Source organism: uncultured Desulfosarcina sp., assembly GCF_963664155.2.
Lineage (GTDB): Bacteria > Desulfobacterota > Desulfobacteria > Desulfobacterales > Desulfosarcinaceae > Desulfosarcina.
Map to the genome: position 1 here is coordinate 871,743 of NZ_CAXXXH010000002.1, position 15,169 is coordinate 886,911.

General features: G+C 51.1%; 16 protein-coding genes. 11 read left to right on the forward strand and 5 right to left on the reverse strand.

The features are described from left to right. Positions 1-251 precede the first annotated feature (251 nt). The 4 genes from ACHZBS_RS28050 to ACHZBS_RS28065 all read left to right on the forward strand — a co-directional run bounded on the left by ACHZBS_RS28050 (position 252) and on the right by ACHZBS_RS28065 (position 4,114). The gene (locus tag ACHZBS_RS28050; RefSeq protein WP_319409840.1) at positions 252-704 is read left to right on the forward strand and encodes a hypothetical protein; all 453 of its coding nucleotides are present in this window, start codon (positions 252-254) and stop codon (positions 702-704) included. 12 nt (positions 705-716) lie between these two features. Beyond that, positions 717-2,579: a RiPP maturation radical SAM C-methyltransferase gene (locus ACHZBS_RS28055; RefSeq protein ID WP_319409841.1), complete on the forward strand. Its 1,863-nt coding sequence runs from the start codon at positions 717-719 to the stop codon at positions 2,577-2,579. Between the two features lie 2 nt (positions 2,580-2,581). Continuing rightward, on the forward strand, positions 2,582-3,532 hold the full coding sequence (locus ACHZBS_RS28060) for a tRNA-dihydrouridine synthase family protein (RefSeq protein ID WP_319409842.1): 951 nt from the start codon (positions 2,582-2,584) through the stop codon (positions 3,530-3,532). A 201-nt stretch (positions 3,533-3,733) separates the two neighbouring features. Further along, the gene (locus ACHZBS_RS28065; protein ID WP_319409843.1) at positions 3,734-4,114 is read left to right on the forward strand and encodes a response regulator; all 381 of its coding nucleotides are present in this window, start codon (positions 3,734-3,736) and stop codon (positions 4,112-4,114) included. Positions 4,115-4,163: 49 nt separating this feature from the next. Here ACHZBS_RS28065 and ACHZBS_RS28070 read toward each other — a convergent pair whose 3' ends face one another. Continuing rightward, entirely contained in the window at positions 4,164-5,279 is a 1,116-nt protein-coding gene (locus tag ACHZBS_RS28070) for a GAF domain-containing protein (protein WP_319409844.1), read from the reverse strand. Between the two features lie 308 nt (positions 5,280-5,587). On the opposite strand from ACHZBS_RS28070, the gene ACHZBS_RS28075 reads away from it, so the two are divergent. Next, positions 5,588-6,004, forward strand: coding sequence for a hypothetical protein (locus ACHZBS_RS28075; RefSeq protein ID WP_319409845.1), 417 nt, complete (start codon positions 5,588-5,590; stop codon positions 6,002-6,004). A gap of 1 nt (position 6,005) precedes the next feature. After that, on the forward strand, positions 6,006-6,749 hold the full coding sequence (locus ACHZBS_RS28080; RefSeq protein WP_319409846.1) for a uracil-DNA glycosylase family protein: 744 nt from the start codon (positions 6,006-6,008) through the stop codon (positions 6,747-6,749). Positions 6,750-6,829: 80 nt separating this feature from the next. Here ACHZBS_RS28080 and ACHZBS_RS28085 read toward each other — a convergent pair whose 3' ends face one another. Further along, the gene (locus ACHZBS_RS28085) at positions 6,830-7,039 is read right to left on the reverse strand and encodes a zinc ribbon domain-containing protein (RefSeq protein ID WP_319409847.1); all 210 of its coding nucleotides are present in this window, start codon (positions 7,037-7,039) and stop codon (positions 6,830-6,832) included. A 425-nt stretch (positions 7,040-7,464) separates the two neighbouring features. On the opposite strand from ACHZBS_RS28085, the gene aroF reads away from it, so the two are divergent. Next, positions 7,465-8,484: a 3-deoxy-7-phosphoheptulonate synthase gene (gene aroF / locus ACHZBS_RS28090; RefSeq protein WP_319409848.1), complete on the forward strand. Its 1,020-nt coding sequence runs from the start codon at positions 7,465-7,467 to the stop codon at positions 8,482-8,484. 117 nt (positions 8,485-8,601) lie between these two features. Next, the gene (locus ACHZBS_RS28095; protein ID WP_319409849.1) at positions 8,602-8,826 is read left to right on the forward strand and encodes a hypothetical protein; all 225 of its coding nucleotides are present in this window, start codon (positions 8,602-8,604) and stop codon (positions 8,824-8,826) included. A gap of 7 nt (positions 8,827-8,833) precedes the next feature. On the opposite strand, the gene typA is transcribed toward ACHZBS_RS28095, so the two are convergent. Beyond that, entirely contained in the window at positions 8,834-10,663 is a 1,830-nt protein-coding gene (gene typA, locus ACHZBS_RS28100; protein WP_319409850.1) for a translational GTPase TypA, read from the reverse strand. 458 nt (positions 10,664-11,121) lie between these two features. Between typA and ACHZBS_RS28105 the strand changes: the two genes are divergently transcribed. Beyond that, the gene (locus ACHZBS_RS28105; RefSeq protein WP_319409851.1) at positions 11,122-12,246 is read left to right on the forward strand and encodes a 3-hydroxyacyl-CoA dehydrogenase family protein; all 1,125 of its coding nucleotides are present in this window, start codon (positions 11,122-11,124) and stop codon (positions 12,244-12,246) included. An 88-nt stretch (positions 12,247-12,334) separates the two neighbouring features. Here ACHZBS_RS28105 and ACHZBS_RS28110 read toward each other — a convergent pair whose 3' ends face one another. Continuing rightward, entirely contained in the window at positions 12,335-12,853 is a 519-nt protein-coding gene (locus ACHZBS_RS28110) for a PilZ domain-containing protein (RefSeq protein ID WP_319409852.1), read from the reverse strand. 370 nt (positions 12,854-13,223) lie between these two features. Between ACHZBS_RS28110 and ACHZBS_RS28115 the strand changes: the two genes are divergently transcribed. Together ACHZBS_RS28115 and hpf are read left to right on the forward strand one after the other, a co-directional pair. Further along, positions 13,224-14,030 (forward strand): DnaJ domain-containing protein, encoded by an 807-nt coding sequence (locus ACHZBS_RS28115; protein WP_319409853.1) that lies wholly within the window; start codon positions 13,224-13,226, stop codon positions 14,028-14,030. Positions 14,031-14,209: 179 nt separating this feature from the next. Next, a complete protein-coding gene (gene hpf / locus ACHZBS_RS28120) occupies positions 14,210-14,527 on the forward strand; it encodes a ribosome hibernation-promoting factor, HPF/YfiA family (protein WP_319409854.1) in 318 nt (105 codons plus the stop codon). A 205-nt stretch (positions 14,528-14,732) separates the two neighbouring features. On the opposite strand, the gene ACHZBS_RS28125 is transcribed toward hpf, so the two are convergent. Then, positions 14,733-15,137 (reverse strand): helix-turn-helix domain-containing protein, encoded by a 405-nt coding sequence (locus tag ACHZBS_RS28125; protein WP_319409855.1) that lies wholly within the window; start codon positions 15,135-15,137, stop codon positions 14,733-14,735. Positions 15,138-15,169: the final 32 nt, after the last annotated feature.

A 15,169-nucleotide genomic window follows, 5' to 3' on the forward strand; every position in this document is an offset into this window, starting at 1 on the left:
GTAAAAAATCAATCCTTGCCATCAGGGATCAGGTATGAAAGCGATGGAAAACAAAGGGAAGATCAATCCATGGAAATATCATCGATGGCTTCCTGTGGAGAGGATTCGCAACACAAAAATAAACCTTGTCATAATGCTTTCGGGTTGATGAAAATTCGCTTTAGGGTTATAAGGAGCTTCCTACGACCGCCTGATACCTTCGTTTTTTCGCTTCGCTTGCCGGATGACAGGTTTTGATTGGTGGGGGGATAATGAAAAAATTGGTTCTTTTTTTATTGATGGTGGTGATAGTGGGTCTGCCCGGCTGTTCTGACCAACAGATCGGAAACCCGTCCGGGATTGGTGTTATGTTCGATGGTGAACCGGGAATCTTCGATTCATCGGTGGTTTTCATGGGAACCGTGGTGGGTCGGATTCTTTCACGTGAATGGGGCAATGGCGTAACTCGGGTATCTATCGCCTTGGACAGTCAATATGAAGACTTGAAAAAAAACAGCCTGGCGGTCGTGGTGAAAAACGGTCGGATGCACCTGAATCTGCTTTCCGGATATGGCGACCCGCTGCCTCCGGGAGGATGTATCAGTGGATTCGTAAATACAGCTTCATATCGGTGGTTTAAGTTCAAACACCTCATCAATAATGTCACTATGTCCGCCGACCGTCGAGCCCAACACCTGCTGGCTCGATCCGGGCTGGCGGGATAGCTGCCGGCGATCATGCCGTCAGAACCAACGTCCAATAAGGGACGGGTGTTTCTGGTTTCTGCGCCCTGGCCACTGTTCAACCGTCCATCCTTGCCGTTGGGAGCGTTGAAAGCCTACCTTTCCGCTGAAGTGCCGCACCTACAGACAGATGCCTGCCACCTTTTTCTACAGGTGGCCCATGCATTGGGATTCGAACGTTATCAAGGTGTTTCCCGGCGGGTCTGGCGGGCCGAGGCCGTCTTTTCGGCACTGCTCTATCCCGATCGCGCTCATCTGGCTGAATCGTTATACACCGCCACGCTAAAGCGTGGGGACCATGCACCCGATGATTTTCGGCAGTTGGTCCGCCAGGTGAAAATGGTCATGGACGACTGGCTCCGGCGAATCAACTGGTCTGCATTTGAACTGGTCGGTTTTACCGTTTCGTTTTGCCAGGTGACCGCTTCCCTTTACCTGATTTCGCGAATCAAGGACAGCTGCCCTTCGCTGCCGGTAGTTGTGGGCGGTTCTTCTTTCTCCGGAGAACGCTCTGCCGATCTGTTAAAAGTGTTTCCCTGTATCGATTATCTGGTGGTGGGGGAGGGTGAGCGGCCCCTGGCAGACCTTTTACGCCATCTGACAAACAATGGCCCCCGATCTGTAGAAAGGCTTCCCGATGGGATCCTTGCTTCCGAAGCCAAGCCTGAAGACAAGGTTGGGTTCTCCCAACTCAGTCGCCTGGAAAGCCTGCCTGTGCCCGATTACGATGACTACTTTGACATGCTGGCCGGGTTTTCTCCACAGCGACGCTTCTTTCCCATCCTCCCCATCGAAGCCTCTCGGGGATGCTGGTGGCACCGAAAGGATACCGCCGATCAGTTCAAGGGATGTGCCTTCTGCAACCTGAACCTTCAGTGGCAGGGATATCGCACCAAACGGCCGGATCAAGTAATCCGGGAGGTGGATCACCTTGTCCGACGGCATCAGGTACTTTCCCTGGCCTTTGCCGACAATGTCTTCCCCATAAACCAAGCCGCGTCCATCTTCGACAATATCCGCGAAATGGGTCGGGATTTGTCCATATTTGCGGAGCTGCGGGCGAATACGCCACCAGGGGTGCTTTGTAAAATGCAGCAGGCCGGCATGGATACGGTGCAGGTAGGCATCGAAGCGCTTTCCAGCCGGCTGCTCGCCAAGATGAACAAAGGGTTTCGGGTCATCGACAATCTGAACCTGATGAAACATTGTGAGGCAATGGGCATCATCAATGCATCCAACCTCATGCTCCATTTTCCCGGTAGCGATGATGCCGATGTAGATGAAACGCTTCATACGCTGGAATTTGTCCGCTGGTACCGTCCCCTGAAAACTGTCAGTTTCTGGTTAGGCTTGGAAAGTCCGGTATACCGATTTGCCCGGCGGTTTCATATCCGATCCGTTTTTAATCATCCCAACTTGAAAAAACTGTTCCCGGAAACGGTTGTCACAGGATTTTGTTTCATGATTCAAGGTTATCGCGGCGATCGGAAACGGCAGCAGAAATTATGGCGAGCAGTGGAAAAAGAAACCCGTCAATGGCAAAAAGACTACGCCATTATGCGGCGGAAGACCGCAAGCCCCCCCCCGTTGGCCTTTCGAGATGGCGGCCGGTTCATAATTATTGACCAGCAATTTCCGACTCAACCCACCGCCAAGCATCGACTCACGGGGGTATCTGCCGAACTCTATCGCTATTGCCATATCCCCCGCACCCTTGCACAAGTGGCCGGAAAGTTTACCGCTCACAGCCCGGAAAATATTTGTGCGTTTTTCCAATCCATGGTCAAAAAACGGCTGATGTTCGAAGAGAACGATTGCTACCTGAGCCTCGCCGTTCCCGTTTCATGGCGGCAGTGACGATGAAACACTTGATTCTCGCCCCATTGCGCGGCTTTACCGATGCGGTATTCAGAAATGCTTTCCAGAGCCACTTTCATGGCGTTGAAGAGGCGGTGGCGCCTTTTGTGACATCGATAAAGGGCCAGCGCATTAAACCCTCCCACCTGAAGGATCTGGCGCCGGACGACAATCGAGCCATGCCGGTTGTTCCCCAGATCCTGAGCAACAACCCAGACGAGTTTATCTGCCTGGCCAATGCGCTCGTCGATCTGGGTTACCGGGAAATCAACTGGAACCTGGGGTGTCCTTTCCCCATGGTGGCCAAAAAAATGCGTGGTTCAGGACTGCTGCCCCACCCGGATATAATCGACCGTATGCTCGATAAAACGCTGCATGGAATTTCCGGCAGGCTGTCCATCAAAACCCGATTGGGACGTTTTTCAGTGGATGAAATGGATCGGCTCATTCCTGTTTTCAACCGTTACCCACTTGCCCGAATGATTGTTCATCCTCGAACCGGTGTGCAGATGTATACGGGAAACGTGGATCTGAAGGCTTTCCAGGTTTGTCTGACACGTCTCTCCCATCCTGTGGTTTACAACGGGGATATCAATGATCTTGCCACGTTTCAATTCCTGGAATCCGGATTCCCGACGGTATCCGGCTGGATGCTGGGGCGAGGGCTTCTTGCTAACCCGTTCCTGCCTGAAATGATCCACTCAAAAGGCCGGCTGATCGGCAGTAGGAACATCCGTTTTGAGAGTTTTCACGATGATCTGGTGGCCGGATACAGCTGCCTGTTTTCCGGGCCTGGCCATGTATTGGATCGGATGAAAGGATTTTGGCGTTATTTTGCCGCTGATTTCCCGGATGGTCGGCAAATAATGAAACAAATCCGTAAGGCTGCTTCCTTGGGCCGATACCGACAGATCGTGGCGACGGTGTTTGACGGTCAGGACAGATGGGAGTGACCCATTAGCTGTTCCAGGAAAACGATTTGCCTTGCTCAACCCCGGTTGCCTGCGCCATGCATGTCCCCTCGATTTTTTTTCAACCGATTGTGCATCAATCCAAAATCCACTATACTGAAATCAAATTCGTTTTTTCAGATGAAGAAACATTTCGTATTCAAGACTTGAACGAAATACCATTACCTCTTTGGGAGCAGTCGAATGCATCGAAAAACGGTTCTCATTGTGGATGACGAATTGAGCATTCTGGTGCCATTACAGTTTCTCATGGAAAAGGAAGGGTATGTGCCCAAACTGGCCCAGAGCGGCAAAGAAGCCATCGAAAAGATCGCCGAGGTTCGGCCCGACCTGATTTTGCTGGATATCATGCTTCCTGATCTGGATGGGTATGAGATATACCAGATGATTCGAAAGCGCGCGGAATGGGAATCCATCCGAATCATCTTTCTTACGGCCAAAAACCGGGATGCCGACATGGCCAAAGGAATCGCCATGGGGGCCGATGCCTATATCACTAAACCGTTTTCTAACACCCAACTGGTACAAAAGATTCGTGAACTGATTGGGCCGGGAACCCCCTGATTCACATCGGCGCGGATCTTAAAGCTTCATTGGGATCCTTAGCGAACAGCTAGACCAAGGTCATCAAATAGTCGCGAAGTTGAATCCGCTGATTGGTCAATCCCAATTTTTTTCGCAGGCGGTTGCGGTGGGCCTCGATGGTTTTTGCAGAGGCATTCAAGATCTGTGCGATCTCTTTGGTGGTTTTATCTTTTCGGACCAGGTCAGCAATCTGGATTTCGGTGGGGGTCAGATCAAAAAACTTCATGGGAATCTGGCGCAGGAAGGGGGATACGATATTGGAAATGTTATCCTGGATGATGTCCACATAGGTGGCCTGTTTTTCATCCAGCTGGCTTCGACTGAGTTTCTCCAGAAAAGGCAGCACTAGGTCTTTTACGTTGGCCACGATAACGTCTTCCATGTGAACCTGGTCTTCCTCCCTGTTTTTCAGAAGCACATTCAACGCGGTGTTGACTTCTTTCAAGGCAGCGCTTTTGTCCTTCAACTCCTTTTCATTCTCTTTGAGCTTCTTTTCCGCCCGTTTTCTTTCAACGATCTCGCGATTGGCCTGCTCGAAGAGCTGTGCATTTTCGATGGCGATTGCAGAAGCGTCGGCCAAAGTTTCAAGCAACGTCGCGTGGGATTCATCAAAACGGCCCACCTGCTTGTCCACCACTTGCAGGGCGCCGATGACCACCCCTTTAACGCGCATGGGAACACTGATGAGAGAGCGCAGCTCCACCTGCATCGTGTCTGCGACCTTTCGAAAGTGGCGCCTATCCTCTCGGGTGTCCGGCAAAATGACGCTGTCTCCGTAAGTACTGACCCATCCGGCAATTCCTTCACCGGGTGATAGGCGCCAGCCCTTGACGATATTTCGCTGGAAGCCGGCTGCCTGCCGGCACACCACCTCTCCGGTCTGCTGATCTTTAAGCCAGATGGAACTGCCGACGACACCAAACAGGTTTTTGATCGCTTCTAAAATCGTAGAGAGCACTCGATCCAGTTCGAGACTGGAATTGATTGAGAGAAAGGATTGACTGATCAATCCCAGTTCGCGGTTTCTCTGTTTCAATTCCTCATTTTTTTGAACAAGCTTCCGGTTTTCGATTTCCAATCGTTTGGCATTTAATGTTTTTGTTCCTGAAGCCGGGGCAGTTGACGGTGATTTGACTTTAGTCATAGGCAGTCCTGTTTCAGTAGATGGGATTCCGAAAGCAGTGATCAGAAAAGCCTCATTGAATTGTAGGTGAGAAAGTTGGACCATCATCTACTGGAAAAGTCAATGAAAATCTGATTGTTACCATCCTATCGACCGGAAAATATAACCCGTGAAAAAGTGAGGTAGACCAAACGAAATAGCGGTAGATTGGTTGTATTCTTAAACGCTTTGAGCTACTATTCGCATCTTCGAGTTTTCGCATCCGGTTGTTGTTTTTCGAAAACGATTTAAACCTTCAACCCACATAGTATCGAAAGGAACTGGAGAACATGAAAAAAAGGTTATGGATGGTGATGGTGGTTATTATTTCCGCAGCGATAATTTCATGTGGCAGCAAATACGATAAGGCTGAAAGCACGTTGAACGACTATGCCGATGCCATGGAAGACTATGTTGCTCATATGGATAAAGCGGACAGTGCCGATGCAGTGGTGGCAGCCATGAACCGCTACACCGAGAAAATGCAATCATTGGCCCCCCGGCTTCAGAAGATGAATCAGAATTTCCCTGAATTGGCTTCAGGCAAAGCATTTCCAAAAGAGTTGGAAAAAGTCTCACAGCGAATGGCCGAACTGGGCCAAAAGGTCCAGACGACCATGATGAAAACGATGAAGTATATGATGGACCCCAAGGTTCAACAAGCCATGACCTTACAGGCCCAGGCCATGGCTCAGGTGGCCCAATAAAATGGAGACAGTCGACGGCAGCGTGGCGGCCCGCATCGCTTCAATTACCGACGATCTGGTGGCATCTATCCGACCACTAACGTTTTCGACTCCCGTGACTCACACCTACAATCCACTGATCTATGCCAGGCGTGGGTATGACCGTTATGTGGCCTGTTTTGCCGACACGGTCAAAGAGGTGATTCTGGTGGGGATGAATCCCGGTCCCTTTGGCATGGCCCAGACCGGTGTACCATTTGGTGACGTGGAGATGGTGAACGGGTGGATGGGGATTCACACCTATATCGCGCAGCCGGCAGACGTTCATCCCAAAAGGCCAATATCCGGCTTTTCCTGCACGCGAAGGGAAGTGAGCGGTCAGCGGCTGTGGGGATGGATCAAACATCGGTACGATAATCCGGAGGCATTTTTTAAACAGTTTTTCGTACTCAATTACTGTCCCCTGGTGTTCATGGAAGAGAGCGGCCGCAACTGCACGCCGGACAAACTGCCGGCTGATGAGAAAAAGCGGCTGTTCCAAATTTGCGACCAGGCACTTCAACGATCCATCGACGTTTTTAAACCGCAGTGGGTGTTGGGGATTGGGGGGTTTGCTGAAAAACGGATTAATATTGCCTTGAAGGGGATGGATCTGAAAGTCGGAAGAATCACCCATCCCAGTCCGGCAAACCCCAAAGCCAATCAAGGCTGGATGCTGCGGGTGGAATCGGAACTGGCGGCCATGGGAATCGACCTGCCGGACTGAAAAGAGAGGGCCTGACGTGAAGTCGGGTCCTTTCCTTGTAAAGTGAACTTTCCCGAACCGGAAAAGCGGGCTTAAATGCCTCAGCCACCTGCCGATGGTTTGCAGGCCGGAGGCTGAAAGCCGCCGGAACCGGTGGGAATGCCATGAGGCCGGACGGCGCCGGCTGACATCAGCTTTTCCACGTCACTGCAGTTGCACACCGGGCATACCGGTGATTCGGTGTCCGATGAGAACACCAATTGCTCGAATTGATTACAGCAGGCTTTGCATTGGTACTCAAAAATGGGCATATTTGAACTCCTTGGTTTTTGTGAAAGACAATAATGATAACGTCCTTCAAGTCAAGTCTCTTTTTGGATCTGTTGAAAAAATAATGGGTCAAACCCATTATCGCCAAAGTCCCCTATTTGAAAAAGCGGTTGACAATAACTGCGATGGATGCCATATGCCAAAGCATTCGTTAAGGTAAGGTAACTATTAGAAAAAGCAGAATAACATGGCCATCCCGGTGATAGAAAAGCTTTGGTGGTGGCGCTTACCCACCTGGTGCGCCTGCCGGATTTCCATTGCATGAGATGTAATACGTGTTGATGTTAAGCAAACGGACCAACGGGCGAAAACCCGACGGTCCGTTTCCAATTGATGGGGCCGCGGGGTGAGGACCTATCTGGGCCGGCAGGATGAACGTGGGCCCATTTTACAAAGGAGGTACAACATGTTGATTGTGATGGAAAAAACGGCGACACCTGAACAGATTGACCAAGTAGTTAAAGTCATTGAAGGACTGGGATGCATGGCTAGGCCCATTCCCGGGGGTGATCGCGTCTCTATTGGCGTGCTGAACAATAAAGGACCGGTGGACCCTGCCTTGTTTCTCGGTTTGCCCGGGGTCAAGGAAGCGGTACCCATTACCAAACCCTATAAACTGGTCAGTCGGGAGACAAAAGCCGAAGACACACTGATACGGGTGGGCGAGATCACCATCGGCAGCGGCTACCTGACAATCATTGCCGGACCCTGCGCCATCGAGAGTGACGGCCAGGCCATGACCATCGCCGAACATGTCAAAAAGGCCGGTGCCCATCTTTTCCGAGGCGGCGCCTTCAAACCGCGAACTTCGCCGTATTCTTTCCAGGGGCTCGGGGAGGCAGGACTCAAAATCCTGGCCAAAGTAAGAGAAAACACAGGCCTCCCGGTGGTCACCGAAGTGATGGATTTTCAGACCTTCGATCTGGTGGAACATTACGCTGACGTGGTCCAGATTGGTACCCGGAACATGCAGAACTTCAGCTTGCTCAAGCGGGCCGGGGAGTCCTACCGACCCATTTTACTCAAGCGGGGCATGGCCGCCACCATTGATGAGTGGCTCATGGCTGCTGAATACATCATGGCTCAAGGTAACCACCAGGTGATTCTGTGTGAGCGCGGAGTACGCACCTTTGTCCATCACAGCCGCAATACCCTGGATCTGTCCGCGGTACCGGTGGTCAAAAAGGAGAGTCACTTGCCCATCGTGGTGGACCCCAGCCATGCCGCCGGCCGCCGGGATCAGGTGCTGCCGCTGTCCCGTGCGGCGGTGGCTGCCAATGCACATGGGTTGATGGTCGAGGTTCACCATCAACCGGAAAAAGCCCTGAGCGACGGTGCCCAGAGCCTCTACCCTGAACAATTCGATCTGCTTTGCCAACAGGTCATGGCCATATTCAACGTTTGCGGCAGGGAAGATTCGTTGTAAAAAGAAACTGGGTTGGGATCTTTGAGGGAAAAGACGCATCCGTTAAATAAAAAACACCTTCAGGAATCTCAGAACAAGATTGGCCGTTCCATTCAAAACTGGACCGGAACGGACGGGGTGCTTGAAATTTACGCCGGTGAGCAGCTGGTGCGGCGCTTCATTAAAGTGGATAAACTGTCAACGGCATATGGTACTTCGGACAACAATCGGCGACCTTACCGCTTCGGATATGGGTATCTGGACGACAACTTAAACATGGTCAAGGATGCCGGTGAGCGCAAGGTTTACTTCGAGTTTTCCGATTATTCCACCAGCTACTTTTTTTTCGAAAATCCCCGCTGAGTGGCCCTTACTTTTTAGAACCGCGCTGGGCGTAGCGGGCCTTGACACCCAACGTCACCTTTCGGAGCCGGATAGACTTGGGGGTTATTTCCACCCGTTCGTCATCCCGGATAAAATTGATGGCCTGCTCCAGAGTCATGGGGCGGATGGGGGCCAGAATCACGTTTTCGTCCTTGCCGGACGCCCGCATGTTGGTTAGTTTTTTTTCTTTGGTGGGATTGACGTTGATGTCCGTTTCCCGGTTGTGCTCGCCAATCACCATCCCTTCGTAAACCGGTTCGCCGGGCAGGATAAGCAGCCGGCCCCGCGGTTCCAGATTATACAGGGCATAGGGTATCGCATGTCCCTGGCGGTCCGATACGATAGATCCGGTAAAACGGCTGGGGAAGTCTCCCCGATAGGGCTCGTAACCCAGGAAATAGGAATTCATGATGCCTGTTCCCCGGGTATCGGTGAGAAATTCGTCCCGGTAGCCGATCAGGGCCCGGGATGGAATGGAAAATTCGATGCGCACCCGTCCGGTACCGGTATTGGAGAGATTCATCATTTTCCCTTTGCGGACGGACAGTTTTTCAGTCACCACTCCCATAAAGGTTTCACCACAGTCTATGAACAGCCGCTCGACAGGCTCTTTGACGATCCCATCCTCCTGCTTCAGGATTACTTCCGGACGGCCCACACAAAATTCAAATCCTTCCCGCCGCATGGTCTCGATGAGAATGGCTAGTTGAAACTCTCCACGTCCTTTGACCACCATGGAGTCCCTGTCCCCCGCAGTTTCCACCTGGATAGCTACATTGAGCAGGGTCTCTTTGAGCAGGCGTTCCCGGATTTTTGCCGACTGCACGTAGCGGCCTTCTTTGCCGGCCAATGGACCGTCATTGATGGTGAACAGCATGGAAACCGTGGGCGGGTCGACGGTGATGCGGGGCAGGGCGAACGGTGCATCTTCAGTGCAGATGGTGTCGCCGATGGTCACTTCGTCAATACCGGAAAGGATGGCGATTTCTCCGGCACTTACCGTAGAAACCGGAGTGATATCCATGCCTTCGTAGATTTGCAGGCGGGTAACTTTCAAGGGACGATGGTTGCCGTTGGCATCGATGCGGATGAGCCGGTGCCTGGATTCAGCCTTACCGCCTACCACACGCCCCACGGCCAGGCGGCCCAGATAGTCTGAATAGCCTAGGTCGGAGACCAGCATCTGAAACGGTGATTCAGGGTCGAACCGAGGTGGGGGGATTTCCCTGACGATGGCATCAAAAAGAAGATGGAGGTCCTCGGCTAACTGGTCAGGGGCCATTCCTGCCACGCCGTCGCGGCCGATGGCATATAACAGTGGGAATTCCAACTGGTCTTCGTTGGCATCCAGATCGATAAGCAAGTCGTACACCTGATCCAGTACCGCAGACGACCTGGCATCCTTTCGGTCTACCTTGTTGATCACCACGATGATTTTCAGTTTGGACTTCAACGCCTTTTGCAGCACGAAGCGGGTTTGGGGCAAAGGACCTTCGGAGGCATCCACCAGTAGAATGGCGCCATCCACCATGGACAGGGCTCGCTCAACTTCACCGCCGAAATCGGCGTGGCCCGGTGTATCCACGATGTTGATTTTCACTCCCTGATAAACCACAGAGCAGTTTTTGGCGGCAATGGTGATGCCGCGTTCCCGTTCCAGGTCCATGCTGTCCATGACCCTTTCGTCCATCTGCTGGCCTTGCCGAAAGAGGCCGCTCTGGCGGAACATGGCGTCTACCAGGGTGGTTTTGCCATGGTCGACATGGGCAATAATGGCGATGTTGCGAAGTTTTTCATTTGTTAAAGAAGGAGACATATCTGCTCGTTTCGTGGGGTTGGCGTGTTATGGCCCCGGATATGAGTTTGGATGCAAGGTGCGTCGATGGTTTGATCCTGTTTTATATGGGAACATCGACACAACGCTGTTGTCGGAACAAAAGACAGGCATGAAAGGAAAGGGCACTCTATTTTTTAGCGGCCCTTAAATGCCGATTTTTTGAACAAGAGCCAATATAGCCATCGGGCAGGTCAATACAAGGTGGCAGAACGGCATATTTTTATTTGAAAACCATAAGATAGTTTAAAAGTAGCTTTAATGTAGTTAAAAAATAGCCTTGACCCTGTGCGGCAAGGGTGAGATAAAAATATACGAAACGCCCCGACCATTTATAAAACTTCCAATAACCAATAGATTTAATTTGGTATTTACGATTATTACAACCAGTATTTCGACGCAACGGGAAGACCTGTTTCGTCAACGGAAAAGGAGGAAAAATGGGGAAAATCGAAACCGTGGGAATTGTTGGGTTCGGCGTTATGGGCGCGGCTATTGGACTCAATGCCGCTTCGTCCGGGTACCGCGTCATTTACAAGGAGCTTAATGACGAGTTGGTTCGCTCCATGTACGACCGATGGGTAAAAAGCGCCCTGGAGAAACGGGTGGCCAAAGGTAAGATGACCCGGCAGGAGATGGACCATGTGGCCGGTATGATATCGGGAACCTCAAGCTATCAAGACCTGGCGTCATGTGACCTGGTAATCGAGGCGGCAGTTGAAAAAATGGATCTGAAAATTCAGATCTTCAAGGATTTGGACGCGGTTTGCCGCCCGGACGCCATAATCGTCAGCAATACCTCCACCTTTCTCATCGAACGGCTGATGGCATCGGTTTCCAACCCTTCCCGAACCGCCGGTCTGCATTATTTTTTCCCAGCCAACATCAACCGGCTGGTGGAAGTGATCCGTCAGAAAGCAACCAGCGACGAAACCTTTACGGCCTTGATGGCTTTTGCGGAAAAAAACCGGAAAGTGCCTATTGCGGTGAAAGATTTCCCTGGTTTTGCCATTAATCCGGTGTTCATCTCCAGTTATATGATGCTCGACTCATTTTATGGCGACGAATACAATGTGGCCACCCTGGAGCGCATCTCCCAGCTGGCATTGAACGTACGTTTTGGTATCATGTGGGTGCAGAACGGCTCCGGTTTAGGCACCTGCTACCACGCCGCGGTTTCCATGAACGACTATCTGGCCGATACCGATGTCGGCTACCCGGCCGTGCCGGATCAGCTAAAAAACCAGTTCGAGAGCGGCCAGACCTGGAATCTTGAAGACGGACCCGTGGCTGGCGACCCGGCTTTGCTTAACGTTGTCAAAGACCGGCTGCTGGGATCTATTTTTACCATATCCAACCATCTTATCGAGAAAAAAGTAGTTTCCATGAAAGATCTGGAACTGGGGATTTGTACCTCACTGGCATGGCCCAAAGGGCCCTTTGCCATGATGAACGCCTTGGGGATGAAAGAGTCGGCCCGTTTGGTGGCGCTTACGGTGGCGAGCGGTGAGTTTAAAATGCCCAAAACCTTTGCCGAAAGGATTCCATTACCCTGGGACCTGTAGTCTAAAGAATCTTCACAACCGGAGTTCTACACCCAAATGGAAGGGTTCGGATGCAGTCATCCGAGCCCTTCCGCACTTCTAAGGGAAATCAAAGTCGTTTTAATCGGCAGATCCCTTTGGGGGAGTCGCTGGGAAGGGACCCGACCGTTTTGTCCATAACCGCCTTGCTAACTGCCGGTCGGGGGCTATCTCCCTTTTCCCTGGCAATCTGTTCGCGCTGTTCTGCCATCAGCAGGGGCGGATCGATGGTGCAGTGAAGACGCAGACACGTATAGTCCATTTTTTCTCGCAGGACAACGCCGTTTACCGGGGCGGTCCTGCCGCTGGTAAAAATAATTTCACCCTGAACCGTTTGCCCGATGGCGTATACTCCTGTGCAACCCAAGCTGATACCTGTTTCCGAGACGTCGCGTACCGGGCAGGTGAACGCAGTAGCCGGATGACGGTTATCGGTCCTCTGGATGAAAATGGGATGCGGCGATTCACCAAATTGGATGCGATAATTCTGGCGCTGCCGGTCGGAAGCTTTTCTGTCTGCGTCGTCTGCGGGCATCGATCGTTGACGACGATGGCGGAACCATCGGAAAAGGGTGATCACGCTAACCATGGAACTGATCATCACTATGGCCGTCACATAATAGCGACCATGCATAGAAGCGCCGACAAGGAATGCCTGCCGGATCCATATCCCAACCAACATTATAATGGAACTGATTAGCAGCGTAATGAGGTTAAATTTCACCATTCAGATCCTAACCTGGATTGGATTTAAAGCGTTGCAACAAATAGGATAATCTACTATTCGGCGTTTTTCCAGAATGCTTGAGCATATCCGTCGAGAATTTGAGCCTGCAACGGTTAAGGCGTATATCAGGTCAGCTGATTTTGGGCATCGCCAACTGCCGATTCATGACTATATTATCAAATAAGCGTTCTGGGATGTTAACGACAATTTTGAAATAGGGAAAACAGGGCGAATGGCAAAGCAGGATTATTACCAGATACTGGGCGTGGATCAAAATGCAACGGCGAAAAAAATTAAGGAGGCCTATCGGGAACTGGCATTTAAATATCATCCGGATCGCAACGAGAAAAATCCTGACAGTGGAGAAATGATGAAGGCGATCAACGAGGCCTATGCGGTATTGTCCAATGTGGAAAAACGACGGGCTTACGATTCCATGCGTAACCGTTTCGGCGATAACGCCTACGGTCAGTTTCGAAACGCCTATACCGAACAGGATATCTTCAATGGTTCCGATGTGCATCAGATCTTCGAGGAGATGGCGCGATCATTTGGCCTTCGAGGCGTGGACGCCATCTTCGGCGACTTTTATGGTTCGGGGTACAAGCGTTTCGAGTTCAATCAGCATGGCCTTCATGGGAAGGGATTCATTTACCGCGGTGGATTCGGCAAGCATCGGGGAAAAGCCATAGAAGGAAACTCCCCCACCGGTGTGAGCAGGTTGGCCAAGTATCTGTTCCAGAAGGTTACCGGCTTGAGTCTGCCTCAAATGGGGGAAGATATTCGAGACACCATCTACCTGACTCCGGAATTTGCCAGGTCCGGTGGACCCTACCCCTACAATCACCTTCGGCGTTCAAAAAAGCTGGTGGTCAGCATCCCGGCTGGCACGAAAGACGGTCAGCGAATCCGCCTTTCTCAGATGGGTGCCGCAGGTAAAAACGGAGGGCCATCTGGAGACCTCTACCTTAAAGTGAAATTCAAAAAACCGTTTTTAGAAAAAGCGAAGGATTTTATTGTTTCAGCTTTCAGCCGATGATACACTATAAAATAAGAAACACTCCAGATTCGGATTGTCGCCAATGTCAGTTGAAAGGAGGTTTTATCGTTTACATAACCGTATCACCGATATAGCCACCTCCCCGTCGGTCCTTGAGAATAAGGGGATTGCATAAACAGTGGTTAGTGGGCCGGACAACCGCGAAAGGAGGACGTGATATGCAAATTCTGGTCACCTTTAAAAATGTAGATTCCTCAGATTACCTTAAATCCTACCTTGAAGAAAAGCTCGAGCGTCTCGATAAAATCATGCCCCATTCCGGAACCGCCGATGTGGTTTTCCAGGAAGAAAAACTGAGAAAAATTGTGGATATCAACCTGAGTGGAAAAGGTTTTGATGTTCATGCTAAAGAAGAGAGTAGTGCCTGGAATGAAGCCATTGATCTGGTGGTGGACAAAGCAAAAAAACAGCTGATCAAAAATAAGGAGAAAATTCAGTCACACCGTGCTGAAGTATTCCCGTCCGATTCCCTTTAATTGAGGAATCCATCGCCAGCCAAAATCCGTGGCCCGCGTGGGTCGGATGAGTGGACGCATACTGTGACATGATTTTGCAACTACCATGAGGCCTTCCCTTAGGGTGCCGTGGGGAGGCTTCATGATTGTCGCGATCTACCTCCCTACCACAATGAAAGGGTGCGACAATGTCAATGGAAAACCAGATCGCCGATTGACGATTGCACTACTTCCTGAGAAGGTGTTGGAGTTCGGGTCGGTCAAGATTGGCGGCATCCACCAAAACGTTGCCGTCGGAATCGACGCTGCCTGAAAGACGGCCGGTCTTTAGCCACTGACGAACCCCTTTTTCGGTCAGATAGGTCATCTGAGCAAAGGCTTCAATATCATACCCCTTTCCGGCAACCGCCGGTATGTTGAAGACGGAGCCCATGTTATCCGATAATTCCCCATGCTCTTTTCTGGTTACCATGGCCCTTTTTTGAAGCTCACTTTCGTGAATCGCCCATTTTCCACTGCTTTTTTCACCTTGAATCTTGCCCTGTCGCAGCATTTGGGTGATCGTGGAAACGGCGATGCCCGTAATTTTTGAAAATTCACCGGTGGTCAGCGCCTTGCTGTTTTCGGCCATACAATCAACTCCTTTTTAAGTCTGAATCGATC

Bases quoted from the DNA above. Each gene is read 5' to 3' on its own strand.
- ACHZBS_RS28065 (WP_319409843.1), top strand. From the start codon at position 3,734: ATGCATCGAAAAACGGTTCTCATTGTGGATGACGAATTGAGCATTCTG.
- hpf (WP_319409854.1), top strand. From the start codon at position 14,210: ATGCAAATTCTGGTCACCTTTAAAAATGTAGATTCCTCAGATTACCTT.
- ACHZBS_RS28110 (WP_319409852.1), bottom strand. From the start codon at position 12,853: ATGGTTAGCGTGATCACCCTTTTCCGATGGTTCCGCCATCGTCGTCAA.
- ACHZBS_RS28060 (WP_319409842.1), top strand. From the start codon at position 2,582: ATGAAACACTTGATTCTCGCCCCATTGCGCGGCTTTACCGATGCGGTA.
- ACHZBS_RS28070 (WP_319409844.1), bottom strand. From the start codon at position 5,279: ATGACTAAAGTCAAATCACCGTCAACTGCCCCGGCTTCAGGAACAAAA.
- ACHZBS_RS28055 (WP_319409841.1), top strand. From the start codon at position 717: ATGCCGTCAGAACCAACGTCCAATAAGGGACGGGTGTTTCTGGTTTCT.
- aroF (WP_319409848.1), top strand. From the start codon at position 7,465: ATGTTGATTGTGATGGAAAAAACGGCGACACCTGAACAGATTGACCAA.
- ACHZBS_RS28085 (WP_319409847.1), bottom strand. From the start codon at position 7,039: ATGCCCATTTTTGAGTACCAATGCAAAGCCTGCTGTAATCAATTCGAG.
- ACHZBS_RS28105 (WP_319409851.1), top strand. From the start codon at position 11,122: ATGGGGAAAATCGAAACCGTGGGAATTGTTGGGTTCGGCGTTATGGGC.
- ACHZBS_RS28080 (WP_319409846.1), top strand. From the start codon at position 6,006: ATGGAGACAGTCGACGGCAGCGTGGCGGCCCGCATCGCTTCAATTACC.
- typA (WP_319409850.1), bottom strand. From the start codon at position 10,663: ATGTCTCCTTCTTTAACAAATGAAAAACTTCGCAACATCGCCATTATT.
- ACHZBS_RS28075 (WP_319409845.1), top strand. From the start codon at position 5,588: ATGAAAAAAAGGTTATGGATGGTGATGGTGGTTATTATTTCCGCAGCG.
- ACHZBS_RS28115 (WP_319409853.1), top strand. From the start codon at position 13,224: ATGGCAAAGCAGGATTATTACCAGATACTGGGCGTGGATCAAAATGCA.
- ACHZBS_RS28125 (WP_319409855.1), bottom strand. From the start codon at position 15,137: ATGGCCGAAAACAGCAAGGCGCTGACCACCGGTGAATTTTCAAAAATT.
- ACHZBS_RS28050 (WP_319409840.1), top strand. From the start codon at position 252: ATGAAAAAATTGGTTCTTTTTTTATTGATGGTGGTGATAGTGGGTCTG.